We start from the raw sequence: 18566 nt of genomic DNA on the forward strand, positions 1-18566 counted from the left end.
GGTCTAGAATCGAGCCAGCTCCAGCATGGCCGCTTTCACTTTCTCTTTATTCAGAAGAAAATGCTTCTCGCCCGGCGGATTGATCGGCATAGCCGGAACGTCGGGGCCGCACAGTCGCCGAATCGGCGCATCCAGATCGTAGAGCAGCTCTTCGGCGATAATCGCAGCGACCTCCGCCCCGATTCCGCCGGTTTTGTTATCTTCATGGATAATAAGTACTTTGCCCGTCTTTGCCGCCGCTTCGAGAATGCCTTCACGGTCGAGCGGTTGAATCGTGCGCAAATCAAGGATGTGCGCCTCGACGCCTTCTTCCTCGGCCAGTTCTTGCGCCGCTTGCAAGGCGAAGTGAAGAGGCATGCTATAGCCGATAACCGTAATGTCGGTTCCTTCGCGCATGACGTTCGCTTTTCCGATCGGCACGATATAGTCGTCGTCCGGGACCTCGTCTACGATAGAGCGGTAGCACTTCTTGTTCTCGAAAAAAATGACCGGATCCGGGTCGCGAATCGCCGCTTTAAGCAATCCCTTCGCATCGTATGCGGTCGCCGGCGCGACGATCTTCAGTCCCGGCGTTCCGAAAAACACCGACTCCGGGCATTGGGAGTGGTACAATCCGCCAAAGACGCCTCCGCCAATCGGAGCGCGAATGACGATCGGACAGCTCCAATCGTTGTTCGAGCGATAACGGATTTTGGCCGCTTCGCTAATAATTTGGTTGGCCGCAGGAAACATAAAATCGGAATATTGCATTTCGGCGATCGGCTTCATTCCCGCCATAGCGGCCCCGATAGCGACACCCGCAATAGCCGATTCCGCAAGAGGAGCGTCGAGCGCGCGAAGCTCTCCGAACTGCAGCTGCAGCCCCTTGGTCGTACCGAATACGCCGCCCTTCAAGCCGACGTCTTCCCCGAGAAGGAACACATCCCCGTCCCGCTCCATTTCCTCTTTCATCGCAAGACGAATGGCGTCGATATACTCGATTTCCGGCATAATTAACGTACCTCCCCTTCGTCTTCCGCGTACACGTATCGGAAGGCATCGTCAAGCGCCTGAAACGGAGCCCGCTCGGCGTATTCCGTCGCTTCGTCAAGCTCCTTGCGGATTCGAACCTGAAGCTCGGCTTCCTTCTCCTCCGACCATAATCCCAAATCGATCAAATATTGCTTGAACGCCGGAATGGAGTCCTTCGCGCGATGCAAATCAACCTCTTCCTTCGTGCGATAAGCGAGATCGTTGTCCGATGTCGAATGCGCCGTGACGCGGTAGGTCATAATCTCGATCAGCGTCGGGCCTTCGCCCGCCGCAGCGCGTTCGCGCGCTTCCTTCACGACGCGGTATACCTCGAGCGAATCGTTGCCGTCCACACGAATGCCGGGGAAGCCGTACCCGAGCGCGCGGTCGCATATGCGGCCGGCCGTCTGCTTGGACGTATGCATGGAAATCGCGTACTGGTTGTTCTCGCATACGAAAATAACGGGGAGCTTATGTACCCCGCGAAATTGCAGCCTTCGTGAAAATCGCCCTGGTTGCTGGAGCCGTCTCCGAACGTGACGACGGCGACCGAAGGCTCTCCTCGCATCTTGGCAGCGAGAGCGAATCCGACCGCATGCGGCACCTGCGTCGTAACCGGGCTGGAGCCCGTCACGATGCGAAGCCGTTTCGAGCCGAAGTGGCCCGGCATTTGACGGCCGGCGCTGTTCGGATCCTCCGCCTTGGCGAACACGGACAGCATCAACTCCTTGACCGTCATCCCGACCGACAGCACGAAGCCGTAATCCCGGTAATACGGCAAAAACCAGTCCTTCTCCCGGTCCATCGCGAAGCCCAGGGCGACCTGCGAGGGCTCCTGGGTAATGCCGGAAATATGAAAGTTGACCTTGCCTGCCCTCTGCAGCAGCTGTCCCCGCTCGTCGTACCGGCGGGCAAGCATCATCGTCTCGTACATGAGGACAACCCGCTCGTCGGTCAAGCCGAGCTCGGCATGCCGCGATTGGTGTTGGACGTAGCCTGGCTTGTTCATGGGCGCGTCCCTCCCGTTAATGACATTTAGTATTATAACCTGGTCTTAATACTTGAGCTTAATACCTATTATACTCCGCCCGGAACGAAAAAGAAACGTCCAACCCAAAGCCTGCACAAGCTGCTTCGGATCGGCCGTCTTCTTGTTGTCAATGGCCCGCCAAGCCTTCCAGCGAGAGCATTGTTTCTTGCATGATTTCGGATAACGACGGGTGCGGATGAATCGTTCTCCCGATTTCCCATGGCACCGCGTCAAGCAGCTTGGCGAGCGTCGCTTCGGCAATCAGCTCGGTTGCGTGCACCCCGACCAAATGCACCCCGAGCAAATCTCCCGTAGCCGTATCGGCTACGACCTTGGCGAAACCGTCGGTCTCCCCGTGCACGAGCGCTTTGCCCAGAATGCGTAACGGGATTTTCGCCGTTTTCACTTGAAAGCCTTCCGCCTTGGCGCCATCCTCGGTCCAGCCGACCGACGCCGCCTCCGGGCGCGAATAGATGCAGCGCGGGATGTCCCTGTCCGCCGAGCGCGGCGACGGCTTGCCCAGCAAATGATCGACCGCGACGAACGCCTCGTGCATGGCGGCATGCGCCAGCTGTACGCCTCCGATACAGTCGCCGATGGCGTAAATATGCTTCTCGTTCGTCTGGAGCGTCGCCGTATTAACGGTAACAAAGCCGTTCGCGGATTTAATGTCGGTGTTCTCGAAGCCGAGCCCCTCGACGTTTCCTTGACGGCCGACGGACACGAGCATGCGCTCGGCCGTCAACGTCTCGATGCCTGACGAAGCTTCGACATCGACAGCGATTCCGCCGTCCGCCGTCCGGCAGGAAGACGCTTGCAGCTTCGCTCCGGTCAAAAGCTTCACGCCGCGTTTCTTGAGCGCCTTCGCAATCTCGGCGGACACATCTTTGTCTTCGCCGGGAAGGATTCGATCCGCCGTCTCGACGACCGTCACCTCCGTGCCGAAATCGCTAAGCATGGACGCCCATTCCACGCCGATCACGCCTCCGCCAACGATGACGATAGACGCTGGACGCGTCGTCCATTCGAGCGCATCGTCGCTGGTCGCAATTGTTTCGCCGTCGTACGGCAGCCCTTCCAGCTTCCGAGGACGCGAGCCCGTCGCGATGATGAGATTTTTCGGCACAACCGTTTCTTGCTCGCCGTCCTGCAGCTCAATCGCTATCGCACCGCTCCGAGGAGAAAATATCGAAGGCCCCGTTACCCGGCCGTTTCCATACACGACTTGAATTTTGTTCTGCTTCATAAGCGCCTGAACGCCGCGGTGCAATTGCTCGACGATTCCGCTCTTGCGGCCTAGCACCGCGCTCCAATCGACTCCGGGCACGCCTTCCGGAACGGTAATTCCGTAACTAGACGCTTCCTTGACAGTAGCGAATACTTCCGCGCTGCGGAGCAGCGACTTGGTCGGAATGCAGCCCCGGTGGAGGCATGTCCCGCCCAACTTGTCGCGTTCGATGATGGCGACGGTTTTTCCCGCTTGAGCCGCGCGAACGGCCGCCGTATAGCCCCCCGTCCGCCGCCGAGTATGGCGACGTCGACTTCGATTGGCATGTAAGTCCCCTCCGCTTCCGTCATTCTCCTGTCCCATGACAGGCTTGGCATTTTTCCATTGTACCTTTTTTTGCGATCGGGAACAAAGCCAAAGACGGTCTTCCTCCGGACGGCAAGAACGCTGAACGTGGACAGACCGCGCTTAAATCGGTATGATAGAAGGAATAGAAAGCGTTTAATTCCTTCATCCGCCCGTATCAGGATGGGAAAGTCTACGGCAAGGAGAGCTGTCCACGTGAAAATCATCATATCTCGCTTGATCGCTGTCTTGCTGCTTGTCATTCCCGGCATTGCGGCCGCCTACGGATTTCTGCTAATGAAAGATGCTATCTTCGATTATTTTGCCGATATGGGCAACGTCGATTTGCCCAACCCCGACTTTGCGTGGGCGACCTTTGTCATCGGATTCATCGTATTTTTGATCGGCGTCGGGTTTATCGGCGGATGGATTTTTTATCGCGATCGCAAGCATAATTATTTGTCTTCGCGCTTTCGTCCCAAGCGCCCAGACCCCCTCGGGCCGGCAGCGGCACCGAATAGGCTATCGCCGTCACAAAGAAAGCTCTCCGACGCCATGAAGGCCGGAGAGCTTTCCTTTGTTATTCGGCAAGGCTGCCTGCCTTAGACCTTTGCTTCCTGAGGAAGCGGAAGCTTGATCCTAAACACGGTTCTTCTGCTGTCGCTCTCCGCTTGAATCATCCCATCGTGCTTCTCCACCAAGCTTTTGACTATGGCGAGCCCGAGTCCGGAGCCCCCCGCATGCTCCGTCCGCGATTTGTCGATCCGGTAGAACCGATCGAACAAGTACGGCAAATCGCTGGGCGGAATCGGCTCTCCGTAGTTGACGACCTCAATAACGGCCATCCGGCTCTCTTTTCGAATATGAATGTCGACCTTTTTCCCATCCTTGCCGTATTGCATGGCATTGGCGAGCAAATTTTCAAACACGCGCACGAGCTTTTCCGGGTCTCCTTGAACGACTACCTCCGGCGAGGCCGAATGAACTTGTCCTTCCAGTCCCGCTTGCTCGAGCTGCAGCCGATAATGAACAACGAGCTGATTCATCATTTCCACGAGATTGAACGGAATCGCACGCAGGAAGATAACCCCGCTGTTCATTCGCGTATATTCGAACAAATCGTTGATGAGAGCGTTCAGCCTCTCCGCTTTGGCGTGAGCAATCTGGACGTAATGCCTCAGCTCCACTTCGTCGCGGTACCGGTCCTGATCGATCAGCCCGAGATAGCCGATAATCGAGGTAAGCGGCGTTCGCAAATCGTGTGATACGTTGGTGATGAGCTCATTTTTCGTTTGCTCCGCCCGGCGCTCGTCGTCGAGCGACCGTTTGAGCTTTTCCACCAGCATATTCGTATTTTCCGCCAGCACGCTCACTTCGTTTCGCTGCCGAACGGGCACCGAATCGTTGAAATTGCCGTTCGCGATATGCTCCACCGCTCTGTTCAAATGCTCGACGTATAGAAAGCGACGCCAATTCAGCAGCACCATATAGACAATGAAAAAAACGACGCTGCCCCCAACCAGAAGAACCGTCTCCCAAAGGTCGAGTAAATGCCGGTCAGCGTGTTCCGCAGCGTCCACCAGCCTCTCGTGAATCTCTCGATGAACACCAGAGCCAGCACGCAGCTAATAATGGACATCGCGGCGCTAAGGAAAATATGGAAAATAAGACGGCCGACCATGCGCCAAGCGATGTTAAGCGTCAATTTTGTAGCCGACCCCCCACACCGTCGAAATAAGCTTGCTGCCCGTCTCCTGCTCCAGCTTGTCCCTGAGCTTGCTTATATGGACCATGACCGTATTGTTCGATTCAAAATATTTTTCCTTCCACACCTGCTGAAAAATATCTTCGGCGCTAAACACCCGTCCCGGCTGTCCGGCGAGCAAGAAGAGAATGCCGAACTCGGTCGAAGTCAGATGGACCTGCCTGTCTTCGGAGTGAACGGTGTGCGTGACCCGGTTGATCGTCAGTCCTCCTATGCGGATAATTCCCTCTTCGTCCGTACCGGTCGTTCCCTGTGCGGAATATTGATAAGTGCGCCTCAACAGCGATTTGACGCGAGCGATCATCTCAAGCGGGTTGAACGGCTTGACGAGATAATCGTCCGCTCCAGTCATAAGGCCCAGTATTTTGTCCATGTCTTCGGCTTTGGCGCTAAGCATCAAAATCGGAATTTCAGCCGTCTCGCGAATTCGCCTGCAAGCCTCCATCCCGTCCATCCTCGGCATCATCACGTCGAGCACGATAAGGTGATACGTCTGGTCCGCCACCTTGCGGATCGCTTCCTCGCCATCGTGGGCGATATCCGTGTCGAAGCCTTCGTTTCTCAAATAGATAGCGATCAAATTCGCGATTTCCTTGTCGTCGTCTACGATCAGAATTCGTCTGCTCAATGAAAAGGGCACCCCTTGCCGTTATCTTTGCTCTCACTATACCCGATTGGCGATCCGTTTGTACGCCGCGCGCCGCTTTCTTAAGGGATTGTTAAGATCTGCGGCCGCTTGGAATCAGCCTAACCCCGACGTTCCCTGAATTCCGAAGGCGTGCATTGGTATACGGATCGGAAAAGCTTGCAAAAATAGCTGAAGTTGTCGAAACCGGAATCGATCGCCGCTTCCCCCACCGTCTTGTTAGAGTCGGCCAGCAGCTCCGCCGCAATGCGAATTCGCCGTTGATTCACGTATTCAACCGGCGTTTTGCGCATGAACGACTTGAATACCCGGGTAAAATGACCTTCGCTCATGCCGGCGACCGCCGCCAGCTCTTTGATGGTCAGCTTGCGCGCATAATGCTCGTCAATGAAGGAAAGAACCGCCTTCAATCGGTCCTGTGTCCGGGCATCGACCGGGGAAGCGAAATCGCGGCGGCTCCACTGCCCCTTGGAGACGTACTCCGCGAACAATCGGATAATGCCGGCCTTCATCCAAAGCGGCTTCGCCGGATCTTCGGAATGCTCGAGAGCGATCAGCTTCTCCACTTGATCGAAAAGCTCTTCGCCGAAACCCGTATGATGCGCGGCATGGGGAACGAGCGTTAGCTGCCCCCGCTTGAGAGGCTCGTAATATCGCATCGTCGCTCCGTCACCGGTTCCCATCAGCCAATCGAGGTCGAAGACGACCGCCGCATACGTACAGGCCGAGCCGCCCAGCGAATATCCCCCGTGCAGCTCGCCGCCGGGGATGAACAGCACTTCTCCTGCGCGAACCTCATAGGTCGACAGTCCGATTTGGAAGACGGCCTCGCCGCTTTCGACTGCCAAAAACTCGGCTTCCTCGTGCCAGTGATTTTCTAAAATCGGTTCCCCCGCCGCTTGCTCCATCCGGTAGACGGCCGCCGGAAACTCGGGACTGCCGTGCCTCCGGTTCTCTCGCAAATTGCGAATATCCATCATTCCACTCCAAATATCAGAATCATGCTAATAATAAGCATGATAATGCAAGAAAGACAACATATCAATCAGTATACTGTTATTGTATAGATCCATTTAATCAATCTCACACAAAGACGAGAGGATGATTTCCGAATGAAATTCAGCGACGGTTACTGGATGACCCGCGAAGGTTATCAAGTGCTGACCCCTTACGAAGTACACGATGTCGTCGTCGGAACGAACGGCATTACCGTATTCGCAACGCATCGCCACTTGGAAAATCGCGGCAACACGCTTAACGAGCCGCTTATGACGATGGAGTTCTCCTCCCCGATGAACGATATTATTCGGGCGAAATTTTATCATCACAAGGGACAACGCCGTCTTGGTCCTTCCTCTTTCCCGCTCCTGTCCGCGGGCAACTCGACAGTCCGAATCGAAAATAACGAAGACGCAGTCAGCCTGACAAGCGGCGATACGACCGTTACGATCACGAAGCGGCACCCGATTTCGATTACCTATTCCCACAAAGGACGCCGATTGACCGGAAGCGGAACGCGCGCAACGGGTTACATCAAAGCGGCCGACGGGAACCATCACTTCCGCGAGCAGCTCGGTCTAAGCGTCGGCGAGACGGTATACGGACTCGGCGAACGGTTCACCCCGTTCGTGAAAAACGGACAGGTCGTCGACATTTGGAACCAGGACGGCGGAACCGCATCGGAGCAATCGTACAAAAACATCCCTTTCTACGTAACGAACCGGGGCTACGGCGTATTCGTCAATCATCCGGAGCTTGTCTCGTTCGAGGTTGCTTCGGAAATCGTCTCCAAAACCCAATTCAGCGTGGCGGGCGAAATGCTCGAATACTATATTATCGGCGGAGATACGTTGAAGGACGTACTGGGCAACTATACGTCGTTGACGGGCAAGCCCGCCTTGCCTCCCGCATGGTCTTTCGGGCTGTGGCTGACGACGTCGTTCACGACGAATTACGACGAGGCGACCGTCACGAGCTTCGTGGACGGCATGGCCCAGCGCGATCTGCCTCTTGCCGTATTCCACTTCGACTGCTTCTGGATGAAGGAATACGAGTGGTGCAGCTTCGAATGGGACGAGCGGGTATTCCCCGATCCTCAAGGGATGCTGACGCGTCTCAAAGCGAAAGGGCTGCACATTTGCGTCTGGATCAACTCTTACATTGCGCAACGCTCCCCTTTGTTCGACGAGGCGATGGAGCTCGGCTACTTGCTGAAGCGTCCGGACGGCAGCGTCTGGCAGTGGGACATGTGGCAATATGGCATGGGACTGGTCGACTTCACGAATCCGGCCGCGTGCGAGTGGTTCAAAGGCAAGCTTTCCGCTCTGCTGGTCATGGGCGTAGACAGCTTCAAGACCGACTTCGGCGAGCGGATTCCGACGGACGTCGCCTATTATGACGGCTCCGATCCTCAGCAAATGCACAATTACTACACGTATTTGTTCAACAAAACGGTCTTCGAGCTTCTCGAGGAAAAACGCGGCAAAGGAGAAGCGGCTCTGTTCGCCCGCTCCGCGACGGCCGGCGGCCAGCAGTTCCCCGTCCACTGGGGCGGCGACTGCGAGGCGACTTACGAATCGATGGCGGAAAGCCTGCGCGGCGGATTGTCTCTCGGTCTTTCGGGCTTTAGCTTCTGGAGCCACGACATCGGCGGGTTCGAGCAAAGCTCGCCTCCGGATCTATACAAGCGTTGGGTCGCTTTCGGCCTTCTGTCCAGCCACAGCCGTCTGCATGGCAGCACCTCGTATCGCGTTCCTTGGCTGTATGACGAAGAAGCGGTCGACGTTCTCCGCCATTTCACCAAGCTTAAGCTGCGCCTGATGCCTTACTTGTTCGGACAATCGGTCCATTCGGCGAAAAACGGGCTTCCGGTCATGCGCGCCATGCTGCTCGAATTCGGCGACGACCCTACCTGCGACTACGTCGACCGCCAGTTCATGCTCGGCGATTCTATTCTCGTCGCACCGATCTTCAGCCCGGACGGCGAAGCCCGCTTCTACTTGCCAAAAGGCGCGTGGACGCACTATCTGTCGGGCGAGCAAGTGGAAGGCGGCGTCTGGTTGACAAATACCTACGACTACTTCAGCCTGCCTTTGTTCGTTCGCGAAAACTCGCTCATTCCGGTCGGCGCCGAAGACAGCCGCCCCGACTATGATTACGCGCAAGGAGTAACTCTGCAGCTGTTCTCTTTGCAAGACGGTGCAACCGCAACGGCAAGCATACCGACCGTCACGGGCGAAACGGCATTTACCGCAAGCGCGAGCCGCAGCGGATCGACGGTGACGATCGATACACAGGGAGCCGCGGACGGCTGGAGCGTCCTCCTTCGCGGCGTAACGTCGGCAACTTCCGTCCAAGGCGGAACGGCCGAAACCGGAGCCGAAGGCGTCCGCATCATTCCTTCCGCCGGAGCAAGCCGCTTGATCATCGCTCTCTAATCCATGTGTAAAAAAGCAATCCCTTCAAGTCCGTCATCGGACCGAATGGGATTGCTTTTTCACTATCCACTTAACCAGCCCTCTTCATCTTTCCGAGCCCACACTCCTCTCGACAAGAGGGCTCGTGCAGGACTTCTTTTCCGAACGCTGTCCCATTATCCCCTCGACTCAGTTTTGCCGCTCAACAAATCTCAATATTTTCCATGATATTCAGCGCCACGTTATACATTCCCTCATTCAGAAAGCTGTCCCATTATCCCTTCCGCTCAGATTCGTCATTATTCTGAGACAAAGGGATAATGGGACGTTTTTGCCAATTGCTCGTTCTTCCTGACGCGATGGGATAATGGCACCGTTAAATGAAAGTGTTAATCAACTCATTCATGAAGGGTCAGAAGGCTTTCGCCGCTTATTCGAGGCCGGGCATCGGGAATGGCCGCCGGATATCCGACGTGCAACACGGCGGCTATTCTCTCCCCGGCGTGGACGCCTACCGTCTCCCGGAAAGCCGGAGCGTGCAAATAGGGATTCGTTTTCCAGACGACGCCGAGCCCTCTTTCCCAAGCCGCCAGCTGAAAGTTCTGGATCCAGCAGCAGACTGCCGCGAAGTCCTCTTCTCTTTGTTTGGCACGCGGATCCTCCTTTGCAACGACGATCAAGTGAACAGGAATGTCCATGTAATAAGCCAGACGCCTGTCTCCGTTTTTTTCCTTCTCCTCCGCAGAGAAGGTAGCGACGACTGATTCGGCGAACGTCCGCCGAGCTTCACCCCGGTATTGGATGAAGCGCCATGGCTCCCGAAATCCGTGGTTGGGCGCCCAACAAGCGATATCGAGCAGCTTCGTTATCAATAATTGGGGTACGGGATCTTCCCTGAACTGCCGAACCGTGCGTCTGTCACGTATAAGCTGGGCTACCGGGTATTCGAGTTGGTCTTGATGCATGTCGGAGCATTTCACCTCGCTATCGTAGTGGTCGAATACGCTTTCTCTTGAAACGTTCGGCGATTATTGCGATTCCTTCGCCGCTTCTGGGAGCGTATCGGTCATCATGAGCAACTCATCGATGATCTCCTCTCTTCCGATCGGAGACCAGCTCATCTTGAACCAGTTCGGAATGAGAAGGACGTTACCGTTCTGGACCGCGCGCATCGAGCGCCAAGCGTGCGTGCCGCACATCCGGTCGTAGATCGTCTCGCTTCCGGCGCGAATATGGTTTTGGAAGACAAGCGCGTAATCCGTGTCTATCTGGGGCAGCCACTCCGGCTGCAGCTCTAGTCTCTTCGCGTTGGACTGCTCGGTTCTGCCGGGTTGAAGCCCCAGCTCCCCGAACAAAAGCTCGCTGAGCGGATGATCCGTCGCCCCTTGAATCCGGATGTTGTGGTTCGTAACTTGCAGGACGACGATCGATTTGCCGCCCATTCTGGCAGCCAATAGGCTTCTCGCAGCGGCAACTCGCATGGCCAAACGGTTAACCGCTTGCTCAGCCTCCTCGGAGCTGCCGAGAATTTCCGCCATTTTCCGGTAATTGTTCACCCAGCTTCGATCCGCCAGCAGGCTTGATACGGGAGCGATCCCTTGGAATCGATCCCGAAAGGAAAAATGATAGAAATCGCCGATGATTAAGTCCGGCTTCGCTCTTTCTAATTCCTCCCATTGGCTGGCGAAGACGAGCTCGTACTCTTTGACGGCCATTCCGGGATAGCGGAACAAATTTACCGAAGCGACCGGCTCAACGCCGAACGAGAGCAGACTATCGCGATATGGAAGGCTGGCGGCTACCGCCACCCTCAGCTTTTTTACTTTCCGGTAAAAAGTCGGCGGCACTCCGACATGCCGATGAAACATGCGGCTAAAATGGAATTCATCCTCGTATCCGACGGCCGACGATACGGTTTTTTATCGTGCACTTTTTTTGCGAGAGCAAGCTTTTGGCGCTGTCCATTCGAAGCTTCGTCAAATATTCGATCGGAGATTCTCCCGTCGTTTTTTTTGAAAAGGCGGGAAAATGAGCTTAACGTCAGATTCGCGATGTCGGCGACCGTTCCCATGTCGAGCTTGCTTCGGAAGTTGGCTTTCATATGAGCGATGGCAAGCTCGATGCCGGATTGAGCCGACTTCCGCTCGGCGCCTGCTTCGTACTCCTGCGCAATCCCGTTCAATAGCTCCTGGAATAGAAGCTGGAGCCGGCAGCCTTTGGACTGGCTGCCTGTTGCTTCGTAGAGCTGCCGAATCCAATTGAGAATTCGATCCGTTCCTCGGAGCCGGATCGAGCCTCTCGGGAGCGAGGAAGGGCGGGAAGCAAGAAGCGAAAGCCGCGTTCCCTTCCTTTCCGCAGCGGCCTTTCCTCCTGCAAAATACTCGAAAGCCAACAGGTACAGACCGACCGATTCCGAGCTTACCGACGCCTTGATCGCCTCTCCCCTCGGCAAATAATAGAGCCGCATCGGTCCGATCTCAGTCATCTCGTCCCCGATGAACAGCTTCCCGACGCCGTCCGTCACGAAACAGAGCATGTCCACCGGGAAGCGGTCGAACTTGAGCTCCTTTTTATTGATATAACGTCTTGCGCGTATCGAACTCAGAAAGGAGACTTCGTATATAGCCCGCCCCTTGCCCGCTGAATTTTTCATCCTTCACCCTCCCCCGTCATCGGACAGCCGCTCCGAATCTATATGGAATTCCTCTTGGAATACAGCAAATAAATGAAAAACGGCGCACCGACGCCAGCCGTAAAAACGCCCGCAGGCACGTCCAGCGGCTGGAACAACATCCTGCCCGCCAAATCGGCGAGAACGACGACGATGGCTCCAAGCAGCACAGATACCGGAAACATTTTTCCGAAGGACGGTCCCATCAGCTTGCGCGCCATGTGCGGGGCGATCAATCCGACAAAGGAGAGCCCTCCGGCTACCGAAACAGCGGAACCGGCCAATCCGACGCTGACGCACAGCAGCAGAAACCGGTTGAATTGCACTCGGCTGCCGCTGCCCGTGGCCGTCTCGTCGCCTAACTGGACGATGTCGATATGGCGGGCATACGCGAACGCCAACGGAAGAAGTATGACGGTCCAAGGCAATATCGTCAGCACGTTCTCCCAATTCGCCCCGTACACGGAGCCCGTTAGCCAGACGTACGCCTGATCGGCCTCGTTCCTCGGATTGAACAGCACCATCATCGTCGTTATGCCGGACAGTATCGCCGAAAGGCCGACACCGACCAGAACGAGCCTCAGCGGAGTCACCCCTCGCTTCCACGCCAACGAGTACAATGCAACTGTTACGATAGCCGCTCCCAGCATGGCCGCCACCGGGAGAAAGCGGATGCTGACCGTCCCTGCAAAGTAAGACAGGAAACAGACAGCCGCCGAGCTCGCTCCTCCCGTCACGCCCAGAACGTCCGGCGAAGCCATCGGATTGCGAATCATTCCTTGAAGCACCGCTCCGGAAGCGGCCAATGAAGCCCGGCAAGCAGCGCGACCAGGATGCGGGGCAGCCGCAAATTCCGAATGACCATTTCATGGTCCTCCGCGCCGATTCCGAGCAGGCCGCGAATCGCCTCCAAGGGAGACAGCGCCATCTTCCCGAGCGCCGCGCTGGCAACAACCGAAGCTGCGCACAGCAGCAGCATGACAACAGGAGCGGCGAACGGTTTTCTGATCACAATCTGGTCAGCTCCCTTCGGGCGATATAGACGAAGAACGGCCCGCCGAGAATCGCCGTCATGACTCCACTGGTATTTCTCCGGTTCGATCAGATACCGTGAAGCCAAATCGGCAGCGACGAGCAGCACAGCTCCGATCATCGCGCTGTAAGGAATTGCCCATCTGTGGTCTCGTCCGACGAGAAAACGAGCGGCATGAGGCGCAACGATGCCGATGAAGCCGATCGGTCCGGCCACGGACACGGAAGCGCCCGCCAATGCGACGACGATTAGAGCCGCCGCGACTTTGACGGCAGACGTCCGCTGTCCCAGCCCTTTGGCGAACGCTTCGCCCATCGCGATCACGTTCATGTCTTTGGCCAGCAAGCAAGACGCCAGCAAGCCGACTATCATATATGGCCATACGGATGCGAGCAATTCGATCGGTCTCCCGGCAATGGAGCCTGTCAGCCAGAACAAAACCGAATTGAGCCCTTGCTTGTTCATAACGAGCATTCCTTGGGTGAAGGAAGCGAACAACGCAGTAACTGCGGAGCCCGCCAAAATGATTTTGAGCGGCCCGTCCGCCTTTTCCGAGAGATCCGAGCGAATAGACGATGACGGCGCTCGCCGCCGCGCCCGCGAACGAAATCCACATTTGCGCCTGCATGGAGGACACCGAAAATACGAGGGATGCCGTCACGATGAAGAACGTCGCTCCAGCGTTAATGCCGAGCACTCCCGGAGAAGCGAGCGATTGCGGGTCAACGCCTGCATCAAAGCCCTGCCACGGCAAGGCTGGCGCCGACTGCGGCCGCCATCAGCGCCCGCGGCACGCGGGTCGTCCGAATAATAATTTCCGCTTGCGTCGTTCCGTCGTAATGAAAAATCGCGGCCCAGCCTTCTTGAAGCTCGTAATTCGCCGCTCCCAGCAACACGCTCGAGCCCATCGCCAGAAGAAGCAGGGCGAGGCATGCCGCCGCTCCTGAAGTTTTCAGCCTTACCGTACGCAGCTTCATGTCGTCCCCCGAAGAACGCACAAAAAAATGAGAGAACTCCTCATTTCTTCGTGCATTCGCGTTTCTAGATTTAAGCGAAACCAGTCCTAGCTCAGGTTAAAATACTGGAACACGTCTGCCAGCATCGCCTTCGCGGCGAGCGGGCCGGCGCCGAAATTCACATGATCGGGTCGACCTGGATCAGCTTCCCGTTTTTGACGGCATTCAGACTCTTTCCAGGAGGGTGAGACGTCCATGTCTATACAGTCGGAATGCTCTCTTGTCCGGAAGCTACGGTCGTTAAGTCGAAATGTAGGATCCGGCGTCGACCCGCCTCGCCGCGAAGGCGATGCTGGCAGACGTGTTCCAGTATTTTAACCTGAGCTAGGACTGGTTTCGCTTAAATCTAGAAACGCGAATGCACGAAGAAATGAGGAGTTCTCTCATTTTTTTGTGCGTTCTTCGGGGGACGACATGAAGCTGCGTACGGTAAGGCTGAAAACTTCAGGAGCGGCGGCATGCCTCGCCTGCTTCTTCTGGCGATGGCTCGAGCGTGTTGCTGGGAGCGGCGAATTACGAGCTTCAAAGAAGGCTGGGCGCGATTTTTCATTACGACGGAACGACGCAAGCGGAAATTATTATTCGGACGACCGCGTGCCGCGGGCGCTGATGGCGGCCGCAGTCGGCGCCAGCCTTGCCGTGGCAGGGGCTTTGATGCAGGCGTTGACCCGCAATCCGCTCGCTTCTCCGGGAGTGCTCGGCATTAACGCTGGAGCGACGTTCTTCATCGTGACGGCATCCCTCGTATTTTCGGTGTCCTCCATGCAGGCGCAAATGTGGATTTCGTTCGCGGGCGCGGCGGCGAGCGCCGTCATCGTCTATTCGCTCGGATCTCTCGGAAAAGGCGGGACGGGGCCGCTCAAATCATTTTGGCGGGCTCCGCAGTTACTGCGTTGTTCGCTTCCTTCACCCAAGGAATGCTCGTTATGAACAAGCAAGGGCTCAATTCGGTTTTGTTCTGGCTGACAGGCTCCATTGCCGGGAGACCGATCGAATTGCTCGCATCCGTATGGCATATATGATAGTCGGCTTGCTGGCGTCTTGCTTGCTGGCCAAAGACATGAACGTGATCGCGATGGGCGAAGCGTTCGCCAAAGGGCTGGGACAGCGGACGTCTGCCGTCAAAGTCGCGGCGGCTCTAATCGTCGTCGCATTGGCGGGCGCTTCCGTGTCCGTGGCCGGACCGATCGGCTTCATCGGCATCGTTGCGCCTCATGCCGCTCGTTTTCTCGTCGGACGAGACCACAGATGGGCAATTCCTTACAGCGCGATGATCGGAGCTGTGCTGCTCGTCGCTGCCGATTTGGCTTCACGGTATCTGATCGAACGGGAGGAAATACCAGTGGGAGTCATGACGGCGATTCTCGGCGGGCCGTTCTTCGTCTATATCGCCCGAAGGGAGCTGACCAGATTGTGATCAGAAAACCGTTCGCCGCTCCTGTTGTCATGCTGCTGCTGTGCGCAGCTTCGGTTGTTGCCAGCGCGGCGCTCGGGAAGATGGCGCTGTCTCCCTTGGAGGCGATTCGCGGCCTGCTCGGAATCGGCGCGGAGGACCATGAAATGGTCATTCGGAATTTGCGGCTGCCCCGCATCCTGGTCGCGCTGCTTGCCGGGGCTTCATTGGCCGCTTCCGGAGCGGTGCTTCAAGGAATGATTCGCAATCCGATGGCTTCGCCGGACGTTCTGGGCGTGACGGGAGGAGCGAGCTCGGCGGCTGTCTGTTTCCTGTCTTACTTTGCAGGGACGGTCAGCATCCGCTTTCTCCCGGTGCGGCCATGCTGGGAGCGGCTATCGTAACAGTTGCATTGTACTCGTTGGCGTGGAAGCGAGGGGTGACTCCGCTGAGGCTCGTTCTGGTCGGTGTCGGCCTTTCGGCGATACTGTCCGGCATAACGACGATGATGGTGCTGTTCAATCCGAGGAACGAGGCCGATCAGGCGTACGTCTGGCTAACGGGCTCCGTGTACGGGGCGAATTGGGAGAACGTGCTGACGATATTGCCTTGGACCGTCATACTTCTTCCGTTGGCGTTCGCGTATGCCCGCCATATCGACATCGTCCAGTTAGGCGACGAGACGGCCACGGGCAGCGGCAGCCGAGTGCAATTCAACCGGTTTCTGCTGCTGTGCGTCAGCGTCGGATTGGCCGGTTCCGCTGTTTCGGTAGCCGGAGGGCTCTCCTTGTCGGATTGATCGCCGCCGCACATGGCGCGCAAGCTGATGGGACGTCCTTCGGAAAAATGTTTCCGGTATCTGTGCTGCTTGGAGCCATCGTCGTCGTTCTCGCCGATTTGGCGGGCAGGATGTTGTTCCAGCCGCTGGACGTGCCTGCGGGCGTTTTTACGGCTGGCGTCGGTGCGCCGTTTTTCATTTATTTGCTGTATTCCAAGAGGAATTCCATATAGATTCGGAGCGGCTGTCCGATGACGGGGGAGGGTGGAAGGATGAAAAATTCAGCGGGCAAGGGGCGGGCTATATACGAAGTCTCCTTTCTGAGTTCGATACGCGCAAGACGTTATATCAATAAAAAGGAGCTCAAGTTCGACCGCTTCCCGGTGGACATGCTCTGTTTCGTGACGGACGGCGTCGGGAAGCTGTTCATCGGGGACGAGATGACTGAGATCGGACCGATGCGGCTCTATTATTTGCCGAGGGGAGAGGCGATCAAGGCGTCGGTAAGCTCGGAATCGGTCGGTCTGTACCTGTTGGCTTTCGAGTATTTTGCAGGAGGAAAGGCCGCTGCGGAAAGGAAGGGAACGCGGCTTTCGCTTCTTGCTTCCCGCCCTTCCTCGCTCCCGAGAGGCTCGATCCGGCTCCGAGGAACGGATCGAATTCTCAATTGGATTCGGCAGCTCTACGAAGCAACAGGCAGCCAGTCCAAAGGCTGCCGGCTCCAGCTTCTATTCCAGGAGCTATTGAACGGGATTGCGCAGGAGTACGAAGCAGGCGCCGAGCGGAAGTCGGCTCAATCCGGCATCGAGCTTGCCATCGCTCATATGAAAGCCAACTTCCGAAGCAAGCTCGACATGGGAACGGTCGCCGACATCGCGAATCTGACGTTAAGCTCATTTTCCGCCTTTTCAAAAAAACGACGGGAGAATCTCCGATCGAATATTTGACGAAGCTTCGAATGGACAGCGCCAAAAGCTTGCTCTCGCAAAAAAAGTGCACGATAAAAACCGTATCGTCGGCCGTCGGATACGAGGATGAATTCCATTTTAGCCGCATGTTTCATCGGCATGTCGGAGTGCCGCCGACTTTTTACCGGAAAGTAAAAAAGCTGAGGGTGGCGGTAGCCGCCAGCCTTCCATATCGCGATAGTCTGCTCTCGTTCGGCGTTGAGCCGGTCGCTTCGGTAAATTTTTCCGCTATCCCGGAATGGCCGTCAAAGAGTACGAGCTCGTCTTCGCCAGCCAATGGGAGGAATTAGAAAGAGCGAAGCCGGACTTAATCATCGGCGATTTCTATCATTTTTCCTTTCGGGATCGATTCCAAGGGATCGCTCCCGTATCAAGCCTGCTGGCGGATCGAAGCTGGGTGAACAATTACCGGAAAATGGCGGAAATTCTCGGCAGCTCCGAGGAGGCTGAGCAAGCGGTTAACCGTTTGGCCATGCGAGTTGCCGCTGCGAGAAGCCTATTGGCTGCCAGAATGGGCGGCAAATCGATCGTCGTCCTGCAAGTTACGAACCACAACATCCGGATTCAAGGGGCGACGGATCATCCGCTCAGCGAGCTTTTGTTCGGGGAGCTGGGGCTTCAACCCGGCAGAACCGAGCAGTCCAACGCGAAGAGACTAGAGCTGCAGCCGGAGTGGCTGCCCCAGATAGACACGGATTACGCGCTTGTCTTCCAAAACCATATTCGCGCCGGAAGCGAGACGATCTACGACCGGATGTGCGGCACGCACGCTTGGCGCTCGATGCGCGCGGTCCAGAACGGTAACGTCCTTCTCATTCCGAACTGGTTCAAGATGAGCTGGTCTCCGATCGGAAGAGAGGAGATCATCGATGAGTTGCTCATGATGACCGATACGCTCCCAGAAGCGGCGAAGGAATCGCAATAATCGCCGAACGTTTCAAGAGAAAGCGTATTCGACCACTACGATAGCGAGGTGAAATGCTCCGACATGCATCAAGACCAACTCGAATACCCGGTAGCCCAGCTTATACGTGACAGACGCACGGTTCGGCAGTTCAGGGAAGATCCCGTACCCCAATTATTGATAACGAAGCTGCTCGATATCGCTTGTTGGGCGCCCAACCACGGATTTCGGGAGCCATGGCGCTTCATCCAATACCGGGGTGAAGCTCGGCGGACGTTCGCCGAATCAGTCGTCGCTACCTTCTCTGCGGAGGAGAAGGAAAAAAACGGAGACAGGCGTCTGGCTTATTACATGGACATTCT

At 56.5% G+C, this 18566-nt stretch carries 16 protein-coding genes and 5 pseudogenes; 9 read left to right on the forward strand and 12 right to left on the reverse strand.

Translation table 11 applies throughout. From position 1 onward, the window contains the following. Window positions 1-3: 3 nt before the first annotated feature. The 3 genes and pseudogenes from D3H35_RS05635 to lpdA form a co-directional block, all read right to left on the reverse strand. Window positions 4-990, reverse strand: coding sequence for an alpha-ketoacid dehydrogenase subunit beta (locus D3H35_RS05635; protein WP_119148154.1), 987 nt, complete (start codon window positions 988-990; stop codon window positions 4-6). Between the two features lie 2 nt (window positions 991-992). Continuing rightward, window positions 993-2020 (reverse strand): annotated as a pseudogene (locus D3H35_RS05640) (thiamine pyrophosphate-dependent dehydrogenase E1 component subunit alpha). A gap of 148 nt (window positions 2021-2168) precedes the next feature. Then, window positions 2169-3595: pseudogene (lpdA, locus tag D3H35_RS05645) on the reverse strand (dihydrolipoyl dehydrogenase). A 235-nt stretch (window positions 3596-3830) separates the two neighbouring features. On the opposite strand from lpdA, the gene D3H35_RS05650 reads away from it, so the two are divergent. Continuing rightward, complete coding sequence (locus D3H35_RS05650; RefSeq protein WP_119148155.1) at window positions 3831-4220, forward strand: DUF2627 domain-containing protein; 390 nt, start codon at window positions 3831-3833, stop codon at window positions 4218-4220. Here the strand turns inward: D3H35_RS05650 and D3H35_RS05655 are convergent. From D3H35_RS05655 to D3H35_RS05665, 3 genes are all read right to left on the reverse strand, one after another. Beyond that, window positions 4217-5194 carry a sensor histidine kinase gene (locus D3H35_RS05655; protein ID WP_233567780.1) on the reverse strand — a complete coding sequence of 326 codons (978 nt, stop codon included), beginning with the start codon at window positions 5192-5194 and terminating at the stop codon, window positions 4217-4219. The two genes, D3H35_RS05650 and D3H35_RS05655, sit on opposite strands and share 4 nt — an antisense overlap. Before the next feature lie 114 nt (window positions 5195-5308). Further along, entirely contained in the window at window positions 5309-6007 is a 699-nt protein-coding gene (locus tag D3H35_RS05660; protein WP_119148156.1) for a response regulator transcription factor, read from the reverse strand. A 119-nt stretch (window positions 6008-6126) separates the two neighbouring features. Beyond that, window positions 6127-7005, reverse strand: a complete 879-nt coding sequence (locus D3H35_RS05665) for an AraC family transcriptional regulator (protein ID WP_119148157.1) — start codon at window positions 7003-7005, stop codon at window positions 6127-6129. A gap of 132 nt (window positions 7006-7137) precedes the next feature. On the opposite strand from D3H35_RS05665, the gene yicI reads away from it, so the two are divergent. Next, entirely contained in the window at window positions 7138-9462 is a 2325-nt protein-coding gene (gene yicI / locus D3H35_RS05670; RefSeq protein WP_119148158.1) for an alpha-xylosidase, read from the forward strand. 377 nt (window positions 9463-9839) lie between these two features. Here yicI and D3H35_RS05675 read toward each other — a convergent pair whose 3' ends face one another. The 6 genes and pseudogenes from D3H35_RS05675 to D3H35_RS34645 form a co-directional block, all read right to left on the reverse strand. Then, window positions 9840-10406, reverse strand: coding sequence for a nitroreductase family protein (locus D3H35_RS05675; protein ID WP_119148159.1), 567 nt, complete (start codon window positions 10404-10406; stop codon window positions 9840-9842). A 63-nt stretch (window positions 10407-10469) separates the two neighbouring features. Beyond that, entirely contained in the window at window positions 10470-11309 is an 840-nt protein-coding gene (locus D3H35_RS05680) for an ABC transporter substrate-binding protein (RefSeq protein WP_119148160.1), read from the reverse strand. Next, on the reverse strand, window positions 11261-12094 hold the full coding sequence (locus tag D3H35_RS05685; RefSeq protein ID WP_119148161.1) for a hypothetical protein: 834 nt from the start codon (window positions 12092-12094) through the stop codon (window positions 11261-11263). Before D3H35_RS05685 ends, D3H35_RS05680 begins: the two co-directional genes overlap by 49 nt. Before the next feature lie 38 nt (window positions 12095-12132). Further along, window positions 12133-12900 (reverse strand): FecCD family ABC transporter permease, encoded by a 768-nt coding sequence (locus D3H35_RS05690; RefSeq protein ID WP_158593963.1) that lies wholly within the window; start codon window positions 12898-12900, stop codon window positions 12133-12135. Beyond that, entirely contained in the window at window positions 12885-13124 is a 240-nt protein-coding gene (locus D3H35_RS34640; RefSeq protein ID WP_119148163.1) for an iron chelate uptake ABC transporter family permease subunit, read from the reverse strand. The genes D3H35_RS05690 and D3H35_RS34640 overlap by 16 nt, the downstream gene beginning before the upstream one ends. Beyond that, window positions 13121-14122 (reverse strand): annotated as a pseudogene (locus tag D3H35_RS34645) (FecCD family ABC transporter permease). Before D3H35_RS34645 ends, D3H35_RS34640 begins: the two are co-directional and overlap by 4 nt. 453 nt (window positions 14123-14575) lie before the next feature. On the opposite strand from D3H35_RS34645, the gene D3H35_RS33405 reads away from it, so the two are divergent. The 7 genes and pseudogenes from D3H35_RS33405 to D3H35_RS05725 form a co-directional block, all read left to right on the forward strand. Then, window positions 14576-15091 (forward strand): FecCD family ABC transporter permease, encoded by a 516-nt coding sequence (locus tag D3H35_RS33405; protein ID WP_267901349.1) that lies wholly within the window; start codon window positions 14576-14578, stop codon window positions 15089-15091. Next, window positions 15031-15578: pseudogene (locus tag D3H35_RS05705) on the forward strand (FecCD family ABC transporter permease). Before D3H35_RS33405 ends, D3H35_RS05705 begins: the two are co-directional and overlap by 61 nt. An 80-nt stretch (window positions 15579-15658) precedes the next feature. Next, window positions 15659-16565 (forward strand): annotated as a pseudogene (locus tag D3H35_RS32100) (FecCD family ABC transporter permease). Window positions 16566-16604: 39 nt separating this feature from the next. Next, the gene (locus tag D3H35_RS32105) at window positions 16605-17279 is read left to right on the forward strand and encodes a hypothetical protein (RefSeq protein ID WP_233567781.1); all 675 of its coding nucleotides are present in this window, start codon (window positions 16605-16607) and stop codon (window positions 17277-17279) included. A gap of 11 nt (window positions 17280-17290) precedes the next feature. Next, window positions 17291-17590, forward strand: coding sequence for a helix-turn-helix domain-containing protein (locus D3H35_RS32110; protein ID WP_233567782.1), 300 nt, complete (start codon window positions 17291-17293; stop codon window positions 17588-17590). Then, the gene (locus D3H35_RS05720) at window positions 17539-18225 is read left to right on the forward strand and encodes an ABC transporter substrate-binding protein (protein WP_119148165.1); all 687 of its coding nucleotides are present in this window, start codon (window positions 17539-17541) and stop codon (window positions 18223-18225) included. The genes D3H35_RS32110 and D3H35_RS05720 overlap by 52 nt, the downstream gene beginning before the upstream one ends. 63 nt (window positions 18226-18288) lie before the next feature. Next, on the forward strand, window positions 18289-18566 hold a 278-nt coding region (locus D3H35_RS05725; protein ID WP_199728475.1), incomplete at its 3' end, for a nitroreductase family protein.

This window comes from Cohnella faecalis (assembly GCF_003570905.1).
Classification (GTDB): domain Bacteria; phylum Bacillota; class Bacilli; order Paenibacillales; family Paenibacillaceae; genus Cohnella; species Cohnella faecalis.